Origin of the sequence: Streptomyces sp. NPDC049954, from assembly GCF_040656295.1 — a bacterium.
Classification (GTDB): domain Bacteria; phylum Actinomycetota; class Actinomycetes; order Streptomycetales; family Streptomycetaceae; genus Streptomyces.
In genome coordinates, this window is sequence record NZ_JBFALS010000029.1 from 1 (window position 1) to 18,135 (window position 18,135).

3 protein-coding genes are annotated in these 18,135 nt (G+C 72.0%); all 3 read right to left on the reverse strand.

Annotated elements, in window-relative coordinates; all coding sequences use genetic code 11:
- Nucleotides 1-5,864, reverse strand: a 5,864-nt coding sequence (locus AB0J21_RS33360) for an SDR family NAD(P)-dependent oxidoreductase (protein ID WP_363149926.1), incomplete at its 3' end; no start/stop codon positions are given.
- Between the two features lie 91 nt (nucleotides 5,865-5,955).
- Entirely contained in the window at nucleotides 5,956-17,196 is an 11,241-nt protein-coding gene (locus AB0J21_RS33365) for an SDR family NAD(P)-dependent oxidoreductase (RefSeq protein ID WP_363149927.1), read from the reverse strand.
- 44 nt (nucleotides 17,197-17,240) lie between these two features.
- Nucleotides 17,241-18,135 (reverse strand): phosphopantetheine-binding protein (locus tag AB0J21_RS33370; RefSeq protein ID WP_363149928.1); only part of this gene is annotated, 895 nt, incomplete at its 5' end.

The window sequence follows — 18,135 nt, forward strand, 5'->3', positions numbered from 1 at the left end:
TGCTGCGGGTCCATCGCCAGCGCCTCACGCGGCGAGATCCCGAAGAACGCCGGATCGAACTCCCCCGCCCCGTACAGGAACCCGCCCTCACGGGCGTGGATCTTCCCCGGCGTCTCGGATCCGGGCTCGTACAGTTCCTCGATGTCCCAGCCACGGTCCTCGGGGAACGCGGACATGGCGTCCGTGCCGTGCTCAAGAAGCCGCCAGAGTTCTTCCGGGGCCTGGACGCCTCCCGGGTACCGGCAGCTCATGCCCACGATCGCGATGGGCTCGTCGAAGGCGGCGGCCGTGCCTCCGCGGACCGCCGGGGCCGCCGCCGAGGCCGAGGCCGGCTGCCCGGAATGGATCGCGAGCAGTTCGGCCAGCAGGTGACCGCCGAGCACCGCGGGCGTCGGGTAGTCGAAGACGAGAGTGGCCGGCAGCCGCAGGCCCGTGGCCGCGTTCAGCCGGTTCCGCAGCTCCACCGCCATCAGTGAGTCGAAGCCGAGTTCCTGGAAGGCCCGCTCGCTCTCGACCGTGCTTCCGTCGGCGTACCCGAGGACGGCGGCGACATGGGTGCACACCAGTGTGCGCACGGTGTCGTCCCGTTCCGCCTCCGGCTGTTGCGCCAGGCGCTGGCCCAGCGCGGAGCCGCCGAGGCCCGCGCCGGTCGCCTCGACCGCGCGGCGTGTGGGCACACGCAGCAGGTCCCGCAGCAGGGCGGGGACGACTCCGGACGCGGCCTGGGCCCGCAGTGTGGGCAGGTCCAGGCGGATGGGCAGCAGGACCGCGTCGGCCGCCGGTGCCCCGGTCGTCGCGGCTTCCGTGGATGCCGGGGAGGCCGTGGCGTCGAACAGGGCCAGGCCCTCTTCCGTCGCGAGTGCCGCGATGCCGCCGCGGCGCATACGCCGGACGGCCGTGTCGTCCAAGTGGCCGGTCATACCGCTGCGTTCGGACCAGAATCCCCAGCCCAGCGATATCGCGGGCAGGCCGTGGGCGCGTCGGTGGACGGCGAGGGCGTCGACGAAGGCGTTGCCCGCGGCGTAGTTGCCTTGTCCCGCCCCGCCGAACGTCCCGGCGGCGGAGGAGAAGAGCACGAACCCGGCCAGGCCGAGGTCGCGGGTCAGTTCGTGGAGGTGGACGGCCGCGTCCACCTTGGGCCGTAGCACCGCGTCGATCTGTCCGGGCGTCAGCGACTCGATCACGCCGTCGTCCAGTACCCCGGCGGCGTGCACGACCGCGGTCAGCGGGTGCCCGGCGGGAACGGCCGCCAGCAGGTCCGCCAGGGCCGCCCGGTCGGACGTGTCGCAGGCCGCGGTCGTCACCGTGGCGCCCCGGCCGCTCAGCTCCGCCGCCAGCTCCGGGGCCCCGGCCGCCTCGCCGCCACGCCGCGAGACGAGCAGCAGGTGTCGTACGCCGTGCCGCTCGACGAGGCGCCGGGCCACCAGGGCGCCGAGCGTGCCGCTCGCGCCGGTCAGCAGCACGGTGCCCTCCGGGTCCCAGGTGGAGCCGGGTGCCGCCACGGATCCGGCCTCACCGGCCGCTGGGGTCCCGGCACGGACCAGCCTGGGCGCGCGCGGCTCTCCCGCCCGAAGCGCGATCTGCGGCTCGTCACCGGCGAGTACCGCCTCCAGCACCCCGGCGGGCACCCCCTCCCCGTCCAGATCCACCAGCACGAACCGGCCGGGGTGCTCCGCCTGGGCCGACCGCACCAGACCCCACACCGCGGCCGCCGCCAAGTCCTCCACACCCTCACCGGAAACAGCCGCCACCGCTCCCCGCGTCACCACCACCAACCGGGACCCGGCCAGACGCTCCTCCGCCAACCACCCCTGCAACAACCCCAGCACCCGCCGCACACCCGACCGCACACCCGCCGGATCCACCCCACCACCAGCACCCTCAGCACCGCCCGGCGTGAGAGAGGCGAACACGACGTCGGGCGTGGTCACCGTTGTGTCGGCGACGGCCGTCCGCAGCCCCGCCAGGTCCGGGTACGTCGCGAGGCCCGCCCCGCTCGCGTCGAGTGCGGCGCACAGCTGCGGCTCCGGCGCACCGAGCAGCCCCCAACTCACGCTCTCTGCGCTCGGGTTGCGGTCCGGAACGGCCGTGGTCCGCGAGGGCGCGGGGTTGCGCCGTGCGAGGTCTCGCCACGCGACGCGGAAGAGCGACTCGTGGGCGACGGGTACCGCGGCGCCCAGTTGCTCCGGCGACACCGTACGCGTCACCAGGGAGGCGACCGTCGCGACCGGTGCCCCGTCGCTGTCCGCCACGTGCAGGGACACCGCTTCCGGCCCGGCCGGGGCGAGCCGTACCCGCAGCGCGTCCGCGCCCGTGGCGAACAGGGACACGCCACCCCAGACGAAGGGCAGACCGGGGCGCCGTTCGCCCTCGGCCCCGTCCCGTGTGTCCGGGCCGGTGGCCATGGCGTGGAGGGCCGCGTCGAGCAGAGCGGGGTGCAGCCCGAAGCGACTCGCGCCGTCCCGCTGCTCGTCGGCGAGGGCGACCTCGGCGAACACCTCCTCGCCACGGCGCCAGGCCGCCCGAACCCCCTGGAAAGCGGCGCCGTACTGCAGTCCTGTGGCCGCCAGCCGCTCGTACAGGCCGTCCACCTCGACCGGCTCGGCGCCGGACGGCGGCCAGACGCTCAGATCAGCGGCGACTTCAGCCTCCCCGGCGACGTCAGCCGGGCTGTCCGTCAGCGTTCCCGCCGCGTGTCGCGTCCAGGGCCCCTCGGAGGAGTCCTCGGGCCGGGAGTACACCGCCACCTGCCGCTGTCCCGCCGCGTCCGGGCCACCGACCGTCAACTGGACCTGCACCGCGCTGTTCTCGGGCAGTACGAGCGGCGCTTCGAGCGTGAGCTCCTCCAGACGGTCGCAACCCACCGCGTCGCCTGCCCGCAGCGCCAGCTCCACGAACGCCGTCCCCGGCAGTACCGGCGTCTCGGTGACCGCGTGGTCGGCGAGCCAGGGGTGCGTCCGCAGGGACAGCCGGCCCGTCAGCAGGAACCCTTCCGCGTCAGCCAGGGCGACGACCGCTCCCAGAAGCGGGTGGTCGGCGGACCCGAGCCCCAGGCTCACCGCGGCGTTCTGGGTCACCACCGGGCCTGTGGTCTCCAGCCAGTAGCGGTCACGCTGGAAGGCGTACGTGGGCAGCTCGACGCGGCGCGCACCCGTCCCCTCGAACAGGGCGGCCCAGTGGACGGCCGCGCCCCCGACGAAGGCTTCGGCGGCGGAGGTGAGGAAGCGCTCCAGGCCGCCCTCGCCCCGGCGCAGAGAACCCACCGCCGTCACTGCGGTGTCGTGGGCCTCGGCGGTCTGCTCGATGCCCATCGTGAGGACCGGGTGAGCGCTTGACTCCACGAAGAGCCGGAACCCGTCGGCCAGCAGGGCGTCCACCGTTTCCGCGAAACGCACCGTCTGGCGCAGATTGCGATACCAGTAGCCTGCATCCAGACCCGACGTGTCCAGCACTCCGCCGGTCACCGTGGAATAGAAGGGTACGGACGCGGTGCGCGGGGTGACATCTGCCAACTCCCGCGCGAGGACACTCTCGATCTCCTCGACGTGCGCGCAGTGGGAGGCGTAGTCCACCGCGATCCGCCGCGCCCGTACCCCGTCCGTCTCGCAGGCATCGAGCAGTTCGTCCAGGGCGTCCGCGTCACCGGACACCACCACCACGCCGGGACCGTTCACCGCAGCCAGCGACAGCCGGCCCTCCCAGCGCGCCAGGAGGTCACCGACGGCCTTCTCGCCCAGCGAGACCGACACCATGCCGCCACGCCCGGACAGGACTCGCAGCGCCCTACTCCGCAGCGCCACCACCCGCGCCCCGTCCTCCAACGACAGAGCACCCGCCACACAAGCAGCCGCGATCTCACCCTGCGAATGACCCACCACCGCAGCCGGCACCACACCCACCGACCGCCACACCTCGGCCAACGACACCATCACAGCCCACAACACCGGCTGCACCACATCCACCTGACCCAGCCAGGCATCATCACCAGAGGAATCACGCAGAATCTCGGTCAACGACCAGTCCACGAACGGAACCAACGCCGCACCACACTCCGCCACCCGAGCAGCGAACACCGCGGACGAATCCAACAACCCCGCCGCCATACCCAGCCACTGCGAACCCTGACCCGGGAACACCAACACCACACGGCCATCCGCACCGACCGCATCGCCCCGGACGACGCCGGCGCTCTCATGGCTCCGCGCCAGCGACTCAAGGCCGCTCAGGAGACCGTCACGGTCGCTGCCCAGAACCACGGCCCTGTGCTCGAAGACCGAGCGCGTGGTCACCAGTGAGGACGCCACGTCCGCGACCCCGAGTTCCCCGCGGGCGCCCACGAACGACCGCAAGTGTTCGGCTTGCGCCCGCAACGCCGTCTCGGACTTGCCCGACACCATCCACGGAACCACCGACGCCGACGCCGATACCGGCGAGGGCACCCCCTCCGCGTCCTCGCCGGGGCCCTCGGTGGGAGCGGGGGCGGGCGCTTGCTCAAGGATCACGTGCGCGTTGGTGCCGCTGATCCCGAAGGAGGACACTCCGGCCCGGCGGGGCTCCTCGCCCTCCGGCCACCGCGTGGGCTCGGTCAGGAGCCTGACGGCTCCCGCCGTCCAGTCCACGTGCGGGGAGGGCTCGTCGACGTGCAGGGTCTGCGGCAGCAGCCCGTGCCGCATCGCCAGCACCATCTTCATGATCCCGGCCACCCCGGCCGCGGCCTGCGTGTGCCCGATGTTCGACTTGATCGACCCCAGCCACAGCGGACGGTCCTGCGGCCTGCCCTGCCCGTAAGTGGCGAGCAGCGCCTGCGCCTCGATCGGGTCGCCCAGCGTCGTCCCCGTGCCGTGCGCCTCGACCGCGTCGACCTGCTTGGCGGAGAGCCTCGCGTCCGCGAGGGCCGCCCGGATGACGCGTTGCTGCGAGGGGCCGTTCGGTGCCGTGAGTCCGTTGCTCGCACCGTCCTGGTTGACGGCGGAGCCACGGACCACCGCGAGCACGGGGTGCCCGTTACGCCGGGCGTCCGAGAGCCGCTCCAGCAGAAGCATGCCGACGCCCTCACCCCACCCCGTACCGTCCGCCGCGGCGGCGAAGGGCTTGCAGCGACCGTCCGAAGCCAGCCCCCGCTGCCGGCTGAACTCCACGAAGGTGCCGGGCGTGGACATCACGGTGACTCCGCCCGCGAGGGCGAGCGTGCACTCGCCCCGGCGCAGGGCCTGGCCGGCCCAGTGAAGGGCCACCAGAGAAGAGGAGCAGGCGGTGTCGATCGTCACCGCCGGGCCCTCCAGGCCCAGCGTGTAGGCCACCCGGCCGGAGGCGATGCTGCCGGCGGTGCCGTTGCCGAGGTAGCCCTCCACTCCGGCGGGTACCGAGTCGAGACCGGTGCCGTAGTCGTGGTACATGACGCCGGTGAAGACGCCGGTCCGGCTGCCCCGTACCGACGCGGGGTCGATACCGGCTCGCTCGAAAGTCTCCCAGGAGGTCTCCAGCAGCAGGCGCTGCTGGGGATCCATCGCCAGTGCCTCACGCGGCGAGATCCCGAAGAACGCCGGGTCGAACTCGCCCGCGGACCGCAGGAACCCGCCTTCTCGCGCGTAGCTCCTGCCCACGGCGTCCGGGTCGGGATCGTACAGCCCCTCCACGTCCCAGCCCCGGTCCTCGGGAAAGCCCGCGATGGCGTCCTGGCCCGCGGCGACCGACTGCCACAGCTCCTCGGGAGAGCTGAGGCCGCCCGGGTACCGGCAGCTCATCGCCACGATGGCGATCGGCTCGTGGTCCGCTGACTCCGCGTCCTGGAGGCGCTGCCGCGTCTGGTGCAGCTCGGCAATGACTCGCTTGAGGTAGTCCCGGAGCTTGTCTTCGTTACTCATCGTGCTTTCCCATCAGGAACAGTGGGCCACAGGGCAGTCGGCGGGGAGGGGCGGTCGGCGGACGGCCGGTCACAGCGGGCGGACGGTCGGCTCAGCTGATTCCGAGATCCTCGTCCACCATCCTGAAGAGGTCGCCGTCCGTCGCCGAGTCGAGTTCGTCGACGAGACCGGCGCTTTCGGAGCCTTCCTGCGCGTCGCCGCCGTAGGTCGCGAGCAGGTCCCGCAGCCGTGCGACCACGTCGGTGCGGCCGACCTCCTCCCTGGTCATGGCCGACAGCCCGGCTTCCAGGCGGTCCAGGCCGACGGACACCGGCACGGGACCGGTGTCGACGTCCTGTGTCAGCTCCTGGTGCAGGAACGCGGCCAGGGTGGCGGGTGTCGGGTAGTCGAAGACGAGGGTGGCGGGCAGTCGCATGCCGGTGGCCGCGTTCAGCCGGTTGCGGAGTTCCACGGACGTCAGCGAGTCGAAGCCGAAGTCCTTGAAGGCGCGCGTCGGTTCCACGGATTCCGTGCCCCCGTGACCGAGTACGGCCGCCACGTTCCGGCGTACCGCCTCCAGCACGGTGCGCTCGCCTTCCGCCGCCGGCATCCCGGCAAGTCGTTCCCGCAGCCCCGTCGGCGCCGTGTCCGCGCCGGACACCGGTCGCCCTGCCGGGACTCGCACCAACTCACGGAGTACGTGCGGTACTTCGCCGCCGTTGCTCCGGATGGTCTCGCGGAGGGCGGAGACGTCCAGGCGCATCGGGGCCACAACCGGGGACTCGCCGGCACAGCAGGCGTCGAACAACGCCAGCCCCTCCGGCGTCGACAGCCCGGCGAGACCGACTCCGGCCATGCGCCGCTGATCCGTGTCCCCCAGTCCCCCGGTCAGCGCGCTGCGCTGCTCCCACAGCCCCCAGGCCAGGGACAGGCCGGGCAGGCCCTGGGCGCGGCGCCGGGCGGCGAGCGCGTCGAGGAAGGCGTTCGCGGCGGCGTAGTTGCCCTGCCCGGCGGCTCCCAGCGTGCCCGCCACGGAGGAGAACAGCACGAAAGCGGAGAGATCCTCATCCACGGTGAGTTCGTGGAGAAGGGCGGCCGCCTCCGCCTTCGGTCGCAGTACCGCGTCGATCCGCCGCGGCGTCAGGGACGCGATGACACCGTCGTCCAGTACGGCGGCGGCGTGCACCACTCCCTTGAGCGGATGCCCGGCCGGGACGCCTTCCAGCGCGGCGCGGAGTGCGTCCCGGTCGGCCACGTCGCACGCGGCCCAGGTCACCGAGGCGCCCGCCGCGACGAGATCGGTCGTGAGCGCGGCCGCACGTTCCGCCTCCGCCCCCCTTCTGCTCAGCAGCAGCAGGTGGCGCACGCCCTGTTCGGCCACCAGGTGACGTGCCACCGCTCCGCCCAGGGTGCCGCCGGCTCCGGTGATCAGCACGGTGCCGTGCGGGTCCCATGTCGCCGAGGCCGTCGGTCCGGTACGCGCGGGCCGCTCCTGGCCGGTCACGGCCGGCGCCCCGTCCTTTCCGGCTTCCGCTCCGGCTTCGGCTTCCGCTCCGGCTCCGGCTCCGGCTCCGGCTCCGGCTCCGGGGACACGGACCAGCCTGGGGACGAGTACACGTCCCTCGCGTACGGCCAGTTGCGGTTCACCCGACGTGAGCGCCGCGGCCAGGGAGACGGGGACGGGCGGGGACGCGGGAGCGGGTACGGCCGCGTCGTCGAGGTCGAGGAGGAGCAGCCGGTCCGGGTGCTCTGCCTGCGCCGACCGCACCAGGCCCCACACGGCGGCCGCGTCCGTGTCACGCGGGCAGATGTCGGCGGGCGTACTCGCGGACGTCGGCGCGGCCTGCGAGGTCGCGACCGCTCCCCGGGTGACGACGACCAGCCGGGCGTCGGTGAACCGGTCGTCCGCCAGCCAGTCCTGGGTCCGTACCAGGGCCTCGGTCACGGCCTCGCGCGGTCCGTCTCCGTACCCACCGGCTTCCCGGGTCTCGCCCGCGCCGCGATACGGCGCGGCGAGGAAGACCCACTCGGGGAGGGCGGCGCCGGGGACGCCCGCCCCGGCCAGGTCCGCCAGGCCGGCGTACGTCGCCGCCTCCCAGCCGGCCGTCCGCAGACTCTCCGCGAGTCCCTCGCACCCGTCACCGACCACCGCGCAGCGGACGGCCGGGGGCCCGTCGGTCGCCGGGAGCGGCAGGCCGTGCCAGTCCAGCCGGTACAGCGAGTCACGCGAGGTGTCCTGGGCCGCGCCGATCTGCTCGGGCGTGACCGGCCGGGTGACCAGGTCCTCCACCGAGGCCACCGGCCGCCCGTGCTCGTCGGCCACGAGGAGCGACACGCCGTCCTTTCCCACGGCCGAGAGCCGTACCCGGGTCCTGGTCGCGCCCGTGGCGTAGAGGGACACCCCGTTCCAGACGAAGGGGAGGCGGACGCGTTCCCGGCCCTCCGCGTCGGGGGCGGCCAGACCGCCCGGCCCGGCGACGTGCAGGGCCGCGTCCAGCAACGCCGGATGTATTCCGTAGCTCGTCGCGTCCTGTCCGTGTCCCTCCGGCAGTACCACCTCGGCGAACACCTCGTCGCCGCGCCGCCACGCCGCCCGTACGCCCTGGAACACCGGTCCGTACGCGAGCCCGCCGAGGGCGAAGCTCTCGTACATGCCCAGCGTGTCGATCTCCTCGGCGCCGGCGGGCGGCCAGACGCCCGGCTCGTCGGACACCGGCCGCGCGGTCCCGGGCGAACCCGCCGGGCTCAGTACGGCGCCGGCGTGGCGTGTCCAGGACTCGTCGGGGTCGTCGGTCTCCGGTCGCGCGTACACGCTGACGGGGCGCCGCCCGTCGTCGGCGGGGCCGCCGACCACGACTTGGAGCTGGATCGCTCCGCTCTCGGGCAGGACGAGCGGGGACTCCAGCACCAGGTCGTCCACGCGCGCACAGCCGAAGCGGCCGCCCGCGTGGAGCGCCAGGTCCACGAACGCGGTCCCCGGCACCAGTACCGCGCCCAGCACCGTGTGGTCCGTCATCCACGGCTGGGTACGCGACGAAATCCGGCCGGTGAAGAGGCAGCCGTCGGAGTCGGGCAGCGTGACCGCGGCCCCCAGCAGCGGATGGTCCGCCACCCCCAACCCGGCCGAGGACACGTCCCCGGCCACCGGCGCCGCCTCCAGCCAGAACCGCTCCCGCTGGAAGGCATACGTCGGCAACTCCACCCCACCAGCCCGCACCGGCCCCAACAACGCGGACCAGTCCACCTCATGCCCACACACAAACACCTGCGCCAACCCAGCGAACAGCGACTCCACCTCAGGCCGCCCACCCCGCAACACCGGAGCGAACACCACCCCCGCCACACACTCCTGCCCCATCCCCGACAGGACACCCTCAGGCCCCAACTCCAGACACGCACTCACACCCAGCCCCGCAAGATGCGCGATGCCGTCCCCGAAACGCACCGCCTCACGCACATGCCGCACCCAGTACCCCGGATCACACAACACCTCCCCCGAAACCACCGCGCCCGTCACATTCGACACCACCGGCAACCCCGGAACACCGAACGACAAACCCTCAACTACATGCTGGAACTCCTCCAGCATCGGCTCCATCAACGGCGAATGAAACGCGTGCGACACCCGCAGACGACGGGTCTTCACCCCCCGCTCCTCCAGCAGGCCCACCACCTCGGCCACCCCCGAGCCCGAGCCGGAGATCACCACCGAGGACGGGCCATTGACCGCCGCCACACTCACAGCACCCTCGAACCGCGCCAGCAACGGCACAACCTCGGCCTCAGCAGCCCGCACCGACACCATCGCCCCACCCGCCGGCAACGCCTGCATCAAACGCCCACGCGCCGCCACCAGCACACACGCGTCCTCCAGCGACCACACCCCCGCGACATAAGCCGCCACCACCTCACCAATCGAGTGCCCCGCCACCACATCCGGCCGCACACCCCACGACGACACCAGACGGAACAACGCCACCTCAACCGCGAACAACCCACACTGCGCGAACAACGTCGCATCCAACACGCCAGCGTCAGCGTCAGCGGCATCAGTCTCGTCGTCAGCGTCAGCAGCATCAGTCTCGTCACGGCCGAAGACGACGTCCCGCAACGAGCAGCCCAACAACCCGTCGAACTGCCCACACACCTCATCGAAAGCCCCGGCGAACACCGGGAAAGCGCCGTACAACTCACGGCCCATCCCCACCCGCTGACTGCCCTGACCCGAGAACAACAACGCCAGCTTCCCCGACGCCACCTGCCCCCGCACCACACCCGCAACCGGCTCACCCGCCACCACAGCGGACAACCCAGCCCCGAAACCAGCAACATCACCCGCCAGCACCACAGCACGATGCTCAAACACCGACCGACCGGACACCAACGACGACGCCACATCCACCGGCGACAAGCCCGGCCGCTCCGCCACGAACGACGCCAGCCGACCCGCCTGCGCCTCCAAAGCCAACCCCGACCGACCCGACACCACCCACGGCACCACCGACAACGACGACACCGGAACCGAACCCGAACCCGGCTGCCCTGCGACCTCCGCTGTGTCAGGAAGCTCAGGCACCTGCTCCAGCACCACGTGCGCGTTCGTCCCACTGGCGCCGAAGGAGGAGACGCCCGCTCGGCGGGGACGGCCGTTCTCGGGCCACGGCGTGCTCTCGGTGAGCAGTTCGACGGCGCCCTCGGACCAGTCCACTTGTGCGGACGGCTCATCTACGTGCAGGGTGCGCGGCAGTACGCCGTGCCGCATCGCCAGCACCATCTTGATGATTCCGGCCACTCCGGCAGCGGCCTGGGTGTGCCCGATGTTCGACTTGATCGAACCCAGCCACAACGGCTGATCCTCAGGACGGTCCTGCCCGTAGGTGGCCAGCAGCGCCTGCGCCTCGATCGGGTCCCCCAGCCGGGTACCCGTACCGTGCGCCTCGACCGCGTCCACCTCAGCCGCCGAAAGCCCCGCACTCTCCAACGCCGCCCTGATCACCCGCTGCTGCGAAGGACCGTTCGGCGCCGTCAGACCATTACTCGCACCATCCTGATTGACCGCCGAACCCCGCACCACCGCCAGCACCCGATGCCCGTTGCGCCGGGCATCCGACAACCGCTCCAGCAACAACATCCCAGCGCCCTCGGAGAACCCCGTACCATCCGCACCCGAGGCGAACGCCTTGCACCGACCGTCCGGAGCAAGCCCCCGCTGACGACTGAACTCCACGAACAAGGCCGGCGTCGCCATCACCGTCACCCCACCCGCCAAAGCCAGCGAACACTCCCCCTGCCGCAACGACTGCGCAGCCAGATGCAACGCCACCAACGAAGACGAACACGCGGTGTCCACCGTCACCGCCGGACCCTCGAACCCGAACGTGTAGGAGATACGACCCGAGGCGATGCTGCCCGCGGTTCCGTTGCCGATGTAGCCCTCGACGCCGTCAGGCACGGACACTGACCCGTAGTCGTGGTGCATGATCCCGGCGAACACACCGGTCTGGCTTCCGCGGACGGAGGCCGGGTCGATCCCGGCCCGCTCCAGCACCTCCCAGGACGTCTCCAGCAGCAGTCGCTGCTGCGGGTCCATCGCCAGCGCCTCACGCGGCGAGATCCCGAAGAACGCCGGATCGAACTCCCCCGCCCCGTACAGGAACCCGCCCTCACGGGCATATGCGGTGCCCTTGTGATCGGGGTCCGGGTGATAGAGCGCCTCCAGATCCCAGCCACGGTCGTCGGGGAAGGCCGCCATGGCGTCTCCTCCCTCGGCGAGCAGGGACCACAGTTCCTCCGGAGCCCGCACACCCCCCGGGTACCGGCAGCTCATGCCCACGATCGCGATCGGCTCATCGATGGCCGCCGCCCTGCGAACCGGTGCCGCCGTAGGCTGCGGGGCGACCGGCTCTCGCGCGTGGGTGGCCACGAGTTCGGCCAGCAGGTGACCGCCGAGCACCGCGGGCGTCGGGTAGTCGAAGACGAGGGTGGCCGGCAGCCGCAGGCCCGTGGCCGCGTTCAGCCGGTTCCGTAGCTCCACCGCCGTCAACGAGTCGAACCCGAGGTCACGGAAAGCACGGTCGGCCGCGACCTCGTCGCCCGGCGCGTAACCAAGTACGGCCCCGACGTGGGTGCGCACCAGATCCAGCACGAGCGGGTGCCGCTCGCTCTCCGGCAGCCGGGCGAGATCGTGCCACAGACCGCCCTCCGGCCCGGAGGCCGTGGTCGCGGCGACGGCCCGGCGTCCAGTGGCGCGCACCAGCCGGCGCAGCAGCGGCGCCACGGGGCCGTCGCCGCCACGGAGTACCGCTCCCGTGAGCCGCACCGGGACCAGCAGCGCCTCGTCCGAGGCGGTCGCCGCGTCGAAGAGCGCGAGTCCCTCCTCCGAGGAGAGGGGCACCACACCGCCGCGCGCCATCCTGGCGAGATCGGCGTCGGCCAGGTGACCGGTCATGCCACTGCGCTCGGCCCAGAACCCCCAGCCCAGCGACACCGCCGGCAGTCCGCGTGCCAGACGGTGAGCCGCGAGGGCGTCCATGAAGGCGTTGGCCGCGCCGTAGTTGGCCTGTCCGGCCGCGCCGAACGTCGCCGCCGCCGACGAGAACAGGACGAACTTCTCGACGTCCAGTTCCCTGGTCAGCTCGTGGAGGAGCAGCGCGGCGTCCACCTTCGGACGCAGTACGACGTCCACCCGCTCGGGCGTCAGCGACTCGATCACGCCGTCGTCCAGCACGCCCGCCGCATGCACCACGCCACGCAGGGGCGCGTGCTCCGGAATCCGGCCCAGTACGCGAGCCAGTGCCTCGCGGTCGGTCATGTCGCACGCCTCGAAGACTGCCCGCGCCCCGGCGGCTGCCAGGTCGGCCTCCAGCCCGGCCGCCCCTGCGGCGTCCCGGCCACGCCGCGACACGAGCACCAGGTCCCGTATCCCGTGCTCCGCGACCAGGTGGCGGGCCACCAAGCCGCCCAGCGCGCCGCTCGCGCCGGTGATCAGCACGGTGCCGGAGGTGTCCCAGGCACCTGTCCCGGTCTCTTCAGCCGTCGGCGCGGCCGCCCTGGTCAGCCGGGGAGCGAGCAACTCGCCCGCGCGGACGGCGATCTGCGGTTCACCGGCTGCGAGCGCGGCACGCGCCACGTCGGCTGCGGCGGCCCAGTCGTCGAGGTCGGCCAGCAGGAAGCGGTCCGGGTGTTCCGTCTGCGCGGACCGGACCAGGCCCCACACGGCCGCGGCGGCCGGGTCGGGTACGTCCTCGCCGGGCGCGGTCGCGACGGCGCCGCGCGTCAGGAACACCAGCCTGGACGAGACGGCCGCCTCGTCGGCCAGCCAGTCCTGTACGGCCTTCAGCGCCCGGTGCGTCAGGTCGCGAGCGAGGGAGGCGGTGGTGTCGTCCAGGGGACCGCCGGGGCCGGTAGGCGAACCGCCCGGCGTACCGTCCGCTGGGGAAACACACGGCAGGAGTACGAGGTCGGGCGTGGCGTCCGCCGAGGGGGCGTCGGTGAGGATCCGCACCCGGTCCCCGGCCGCTTCGAGCCCGGCCGCGAGCCAGGGCGCGTCCGTACCGAGTACCGCGCGCTCGCTCGGGCCGTCCTGCGCGGCGCGGGTCGTCGGCACCGTTTCCCAGCGCACGGCGAACAGCGACTCCAGGGGCTTCCGCGCCACCTTGTCGAGCGCGTCCGGGGAGACCGGCCGGCCCACGAGCGAACCGACGTGAGCCACGGGTGCTCCGGTGGCGTCCGCCGCCAGGACGGACACCCCGTCCGTCCCGGCCCGGGACAGCCGCACCCGGAGCATGGTGGCACCGGTGGCGTAAAGGGAGACGCCGCTCCACGCGAAGGGGAGCCGGGGTGAGCGCGAGTCGGCGGCCGCGACGGCACCGGCGGCACCGGCAGCCTCCAGGCCGGGCAGGACACCGACGCCGGTCACGTGGAGAGCCGCGTCCAGCAGCGCCGGGTGGACACCGTACCGAGTCGCCTCCTCACGCTGTTCCTCCGGCAACGCGACCTCGGCGAAAACCTCCTCGCCCCGGCGCCAGACCGCCCGTACGCCACGGAAGACCGGCCCGTAGTCAAGACCCAGCTCGGCGAGCCGCTCGTACAGGTCGTCCGTCGCGACCGGCACGGCGTCCGAGGGGGGCCACGCCGCCAGCTCTTCCTCTTCCCGGACGGCCGCGGCCACCGCGAGGGTGCCTTCCGCGTGACAGGTCCAGGGCTCCTCGTCGTCCCCCTCGACCCGGGAGTACACACTCAGCTCACGGTGTTCGGAGTCCTCCTTGCCGCCCACGACAACCTGGACCTGAACCGCCCCCGACTCGGGCAGTACCAACGGTGCCCGCAGCGTCAGCTCGTCAAGTACCGCGCAGCCCGCCGCGTCAGCCGCGCGCAACGCCAGCTCGACGAAGGCGGTCCCAGGGACGATCACCCTGCCCAGGACGAGGTGATCGGCGAGCCAGGGCTGCGCCGCCAGCGACAGCCGTCCCGTCAGGACGACCCCGTCCGCGTTCGCCAGCGACACCACGGCCCCCAGCAACGGGTGGTCCGCCGACCCCAGACCGACTGCGGCCACATCACCGACGCGAGCGGCGGGCGACTTGATCCAGTAGTTCTGGTGCTGGAAGGCGTACGTGGGCAGCTCGACGCGGCGCGCGCCCGTCCCCTCGAACAGGGTGGCCCAGTCGACGGCCGCGCCACCGACGAAAGCCTCGGCGGCCGAGGTGAGGAAGCGCTCCACGCCGCCCTCGCCCCGGCGCAGAGAACCCACCGCCGTCACTGCGGTGTTGTGGGCCTCGGCGGTCTGCTCGACGCCCATGGTCAGCACCGGGTGGGCACTGGACTCCACGAACAGCCGGAACCCGTCGGCCAGCAGCGCGTCCACCGTCTCCGCGAAACGCACCGTCTGGCGCAGATTGCGATACCAGTAACCGGCATCCAGACCCGATGTGTTGAGTACTCCGCCGGTCACCGTCGAGTAGAACGGCACCGACGCCGTACGCGGGGAGACATCCGCCAACTCCCGCGCAAGGACGGCCTCGATCTCCTCGACGTGCGCGCAGTGCGAGGCGTAGTCCACCGCGATCCGCCGCGCCCTGATTGCGTCCGCCTCGCAGACGGCCAGCAGTTCGTCCAGGGCGTCCGCGTCGCCCGAGACCACCACCATGCCAGGGCCGTTCACCGCCGCCAGCGACAGCCGGCCCTTCCACCGGGCGAGCAGGTCACCGATCACGTCCTCACCCAGGGAGACCGACACCATGCCGCCACGCCCGGACAGAACCTTGAGCGCCTTGCTCCGCAGCGCCACCACCCGCGCCCCGTCCTCCAACGACAAGGCACCCGCCACACAAGCAGCCGCGATCTCCCCCTGCGAATGACCCACCACGGCAGCCGGCACCACACCCACCGACCGCCACACCTCGGCCAACGACACCATCACAGCCCACAACACCGGCTGCACCACATCGACTTCACCCAGCCACGCGTCGTCCTGGGAAGCGTCACGCAGAATCTCGGTCAACGACCAGTCCACGAACGGAGCCAACGCCGCACCGCACTCCGCCACCCGAGCGGCGAACACCGCCGACGACTCCAGCAACTCCGCCGCCATACCCAGCCACTGCGAACCCTGACCCGGGAACACCAACACCACACGGCCATCCACACCGACCGCGACACCCCGGACGAGCCCCGGCACCTCCCCACCCTGCGCCAACGCGGTGAGGCCGGCGGCCAGTTCCTCACGGTCCCCGGCCACCACCACCGCGCGATGCTCGAACACCGAACGCGTCGTCGCCAACGAGAGGCCGACATCCGACGGCGACACCGCCGGGCGTTCCCCCAGGTAGGACAACAGCTGCCCGGCCTGCGCCCGCAACGCGCTCCCGGACTTGCCCGACACCACCCACGGCACCACCGACGCCGGCGCCGGCATCCGCGAGGGCTCCTCCTCCCAACCCGAACCAGGACCCTCGGTGGGAACGAGGGCAGGTGCCTGCTCAAGGATCACGTGCGCGTTCGTCCCGCTCACGCCAAACGCCGACACCCCGACCCTGCGGGGTTCGTCCGTCTCGGGCCACGACTGGGCCTCGGTCAGCAACTCGACGGCGCCGGCCTCCCAGTCCACGTGCGGGGACGGGCCGTCCACGTGCAGCGTCGAGGGAAGCAGCCCGTGCCGCATCGCCAGCACCATCTTCATGACGCCGGCCACACCTGCGGCGGCCTGGGTGTGGCCGATGTTCGACTTCACCGAGCCCAGTCGCAGCGGACGGTCCTGCGGCCTGTCCTGCCCGTAGGTGGCGAGCAGCGCCTGCGCCTCGATCGGGTCACCCAGCGTCGTCCCCGTACCGTGCGCCTCGACCGCGTCCACCTCAGCCGCCGACAGTCGCGCGTTCGCCAAGGCCGCCAGGATGACCCGCTGTTGGGATATTCCGTTCGGCACGGTCAGACCGCTGCTGTTCCCGTCCTGGTTGACGGCGGAGCCACGAACCACTGCCAGCACGGGGTGCCCGTTGCGCCGGGCGTCCGAGAGCCGCTCCAGCAGAAGCATGCCGACGCCCTCACCCCACCCCGTACCGTCCGCCGCGGCGGCGAAGGGCTTGCAGCGACCGTCCGGAGCCAGCCCCCGCTGCCGGCTGAACTCCACGAAGAGTCCCGGAGTCGTCATGATCGTGGCACCACCGGCAAGCGCGACGGAGCACTCGCCCTGGCGCAACGACTGCACGGCCAGGTGCAGGGCCACCAGGGACGAGGAGCACGCGGTGTCGACGGTGACGGCGGGACCTTCGAGTCCGAAGGTGTAAGAGAGACGTCCGGACATGACGCTGGCCGCGCTGCTGGTGGCCAGGTAGCCCTCGACACCCTTGGGCGCCCGGCGCAGGGCCTCTATGTAGTCCTGCCCGTTGGTGCCTATGAACACTCCGGTCCTGGTGCCGCGCACCGAGGCGGGCGTGAGGCCGGCCGCCTCCATGGCCTCCCAGCCGGTTTCGAGCAGCAGCCGTTGCTGCGGGTCCATCGCCAGCGCCTCACGCGGCGAGATCCCGAAGAACGCAGGATCGAAGGCGCCCGCATCCCGCAGGAAGGCACCTTCCTTCACGTACGAGGTGCCGGCGCTGTCCGGGTCCGGGTCGTACAGCCCGGCGAGGTTCCAGCCGCGGTCGTCCGGGAACGGGGCGACCGCGTCCCCGCCGTCGGCGAGCAGGTCCCAGAACTCCTCCGGAGACCTGACGCCACCGGGAAAACGGCAGCTCATGCCGACGATCGCGACGGATTCCTGGGACTTTTCCTCGACATCGCGGAGACGGCGCTGCGTCTGGCGCAGGTCGGCCATGACCCGCTTCAGGTACTCGACGAGCTTCTCTTCGTTCGACACTTAGCCCTGTCCCCTCGTGGAAACCAAAAGGTTCATGATCACAGTCAGGCATCCCCGAGTTCTCGGTCAATGACGTCGAAGAGTTCGTCGACCGACGCACCCGCGAGGTCGTCGCCCGCGTCGTCATCCTGTTCGGCGCTCCCACCGGAGGCGGTACCGGCTTGACTCAGCTTCGCGAGCATGGACTGCAGCCGGACCACCGCCTTGGCGCGTTCGATGTCGTCCTGCGGCAGTGAGGAGAGGACGGCTTCGAGGTGGTCGATCTCCGCCGGCAGTACGTTCTCCGCTGCGGCGTCGTCCGGAGCCAGCTCGCCCATGAGGTGCTGGGCCAGCGCCGAGGGCGTCGCGTAGTCGAACAAGGTGGTGGAGCGCAGCCGTAGTCCGGTAGCCGTGTTCAGACGGTTGCGGAGTTCCACCGCGGTGAGCGAGTCGAGCCCCATCTCGAAGAAGCCACGCTCCGCGTCGAGCCCCTCGTGACTGGTGTACCCGAGCACCGCGGCTGTCTTCTCGCGTACGAGGCCGAGCAGTACCGTCATCCGCTCGGCGACGGGAAGGGCCGACAGCCTCTCCGCGAGTGGTGTGCCGCGCTCCCCGGAACCGGCACCCTCCACGGACGACCCGGCGTTGGCCTCGTTCCACAGCTTCACGTCGGGGATCTCGCCGAAGAGCACACCGGTCCGGCTGTCGTTGACCTCCTTGGCGAATCGCGGCCAGTCGACGTCGATGATCACCGGGCAGGGATCGGGGGCTCCGAGCGCCTTCTCCAGCGCGGAGATGGCCAGTTCGGGGTCCATGGGCGGGAGACCGAACCGTTCCATCCGTCCGCTGACCACGGCGTTCTGGACTGCCATGCCGTCGTCGGCCCAGGGCCCCCACGCGATCGACGTCGCCGGCAAACCCTCACTACGCCGCAACTCCGCCAACGCATCCAGATACGCG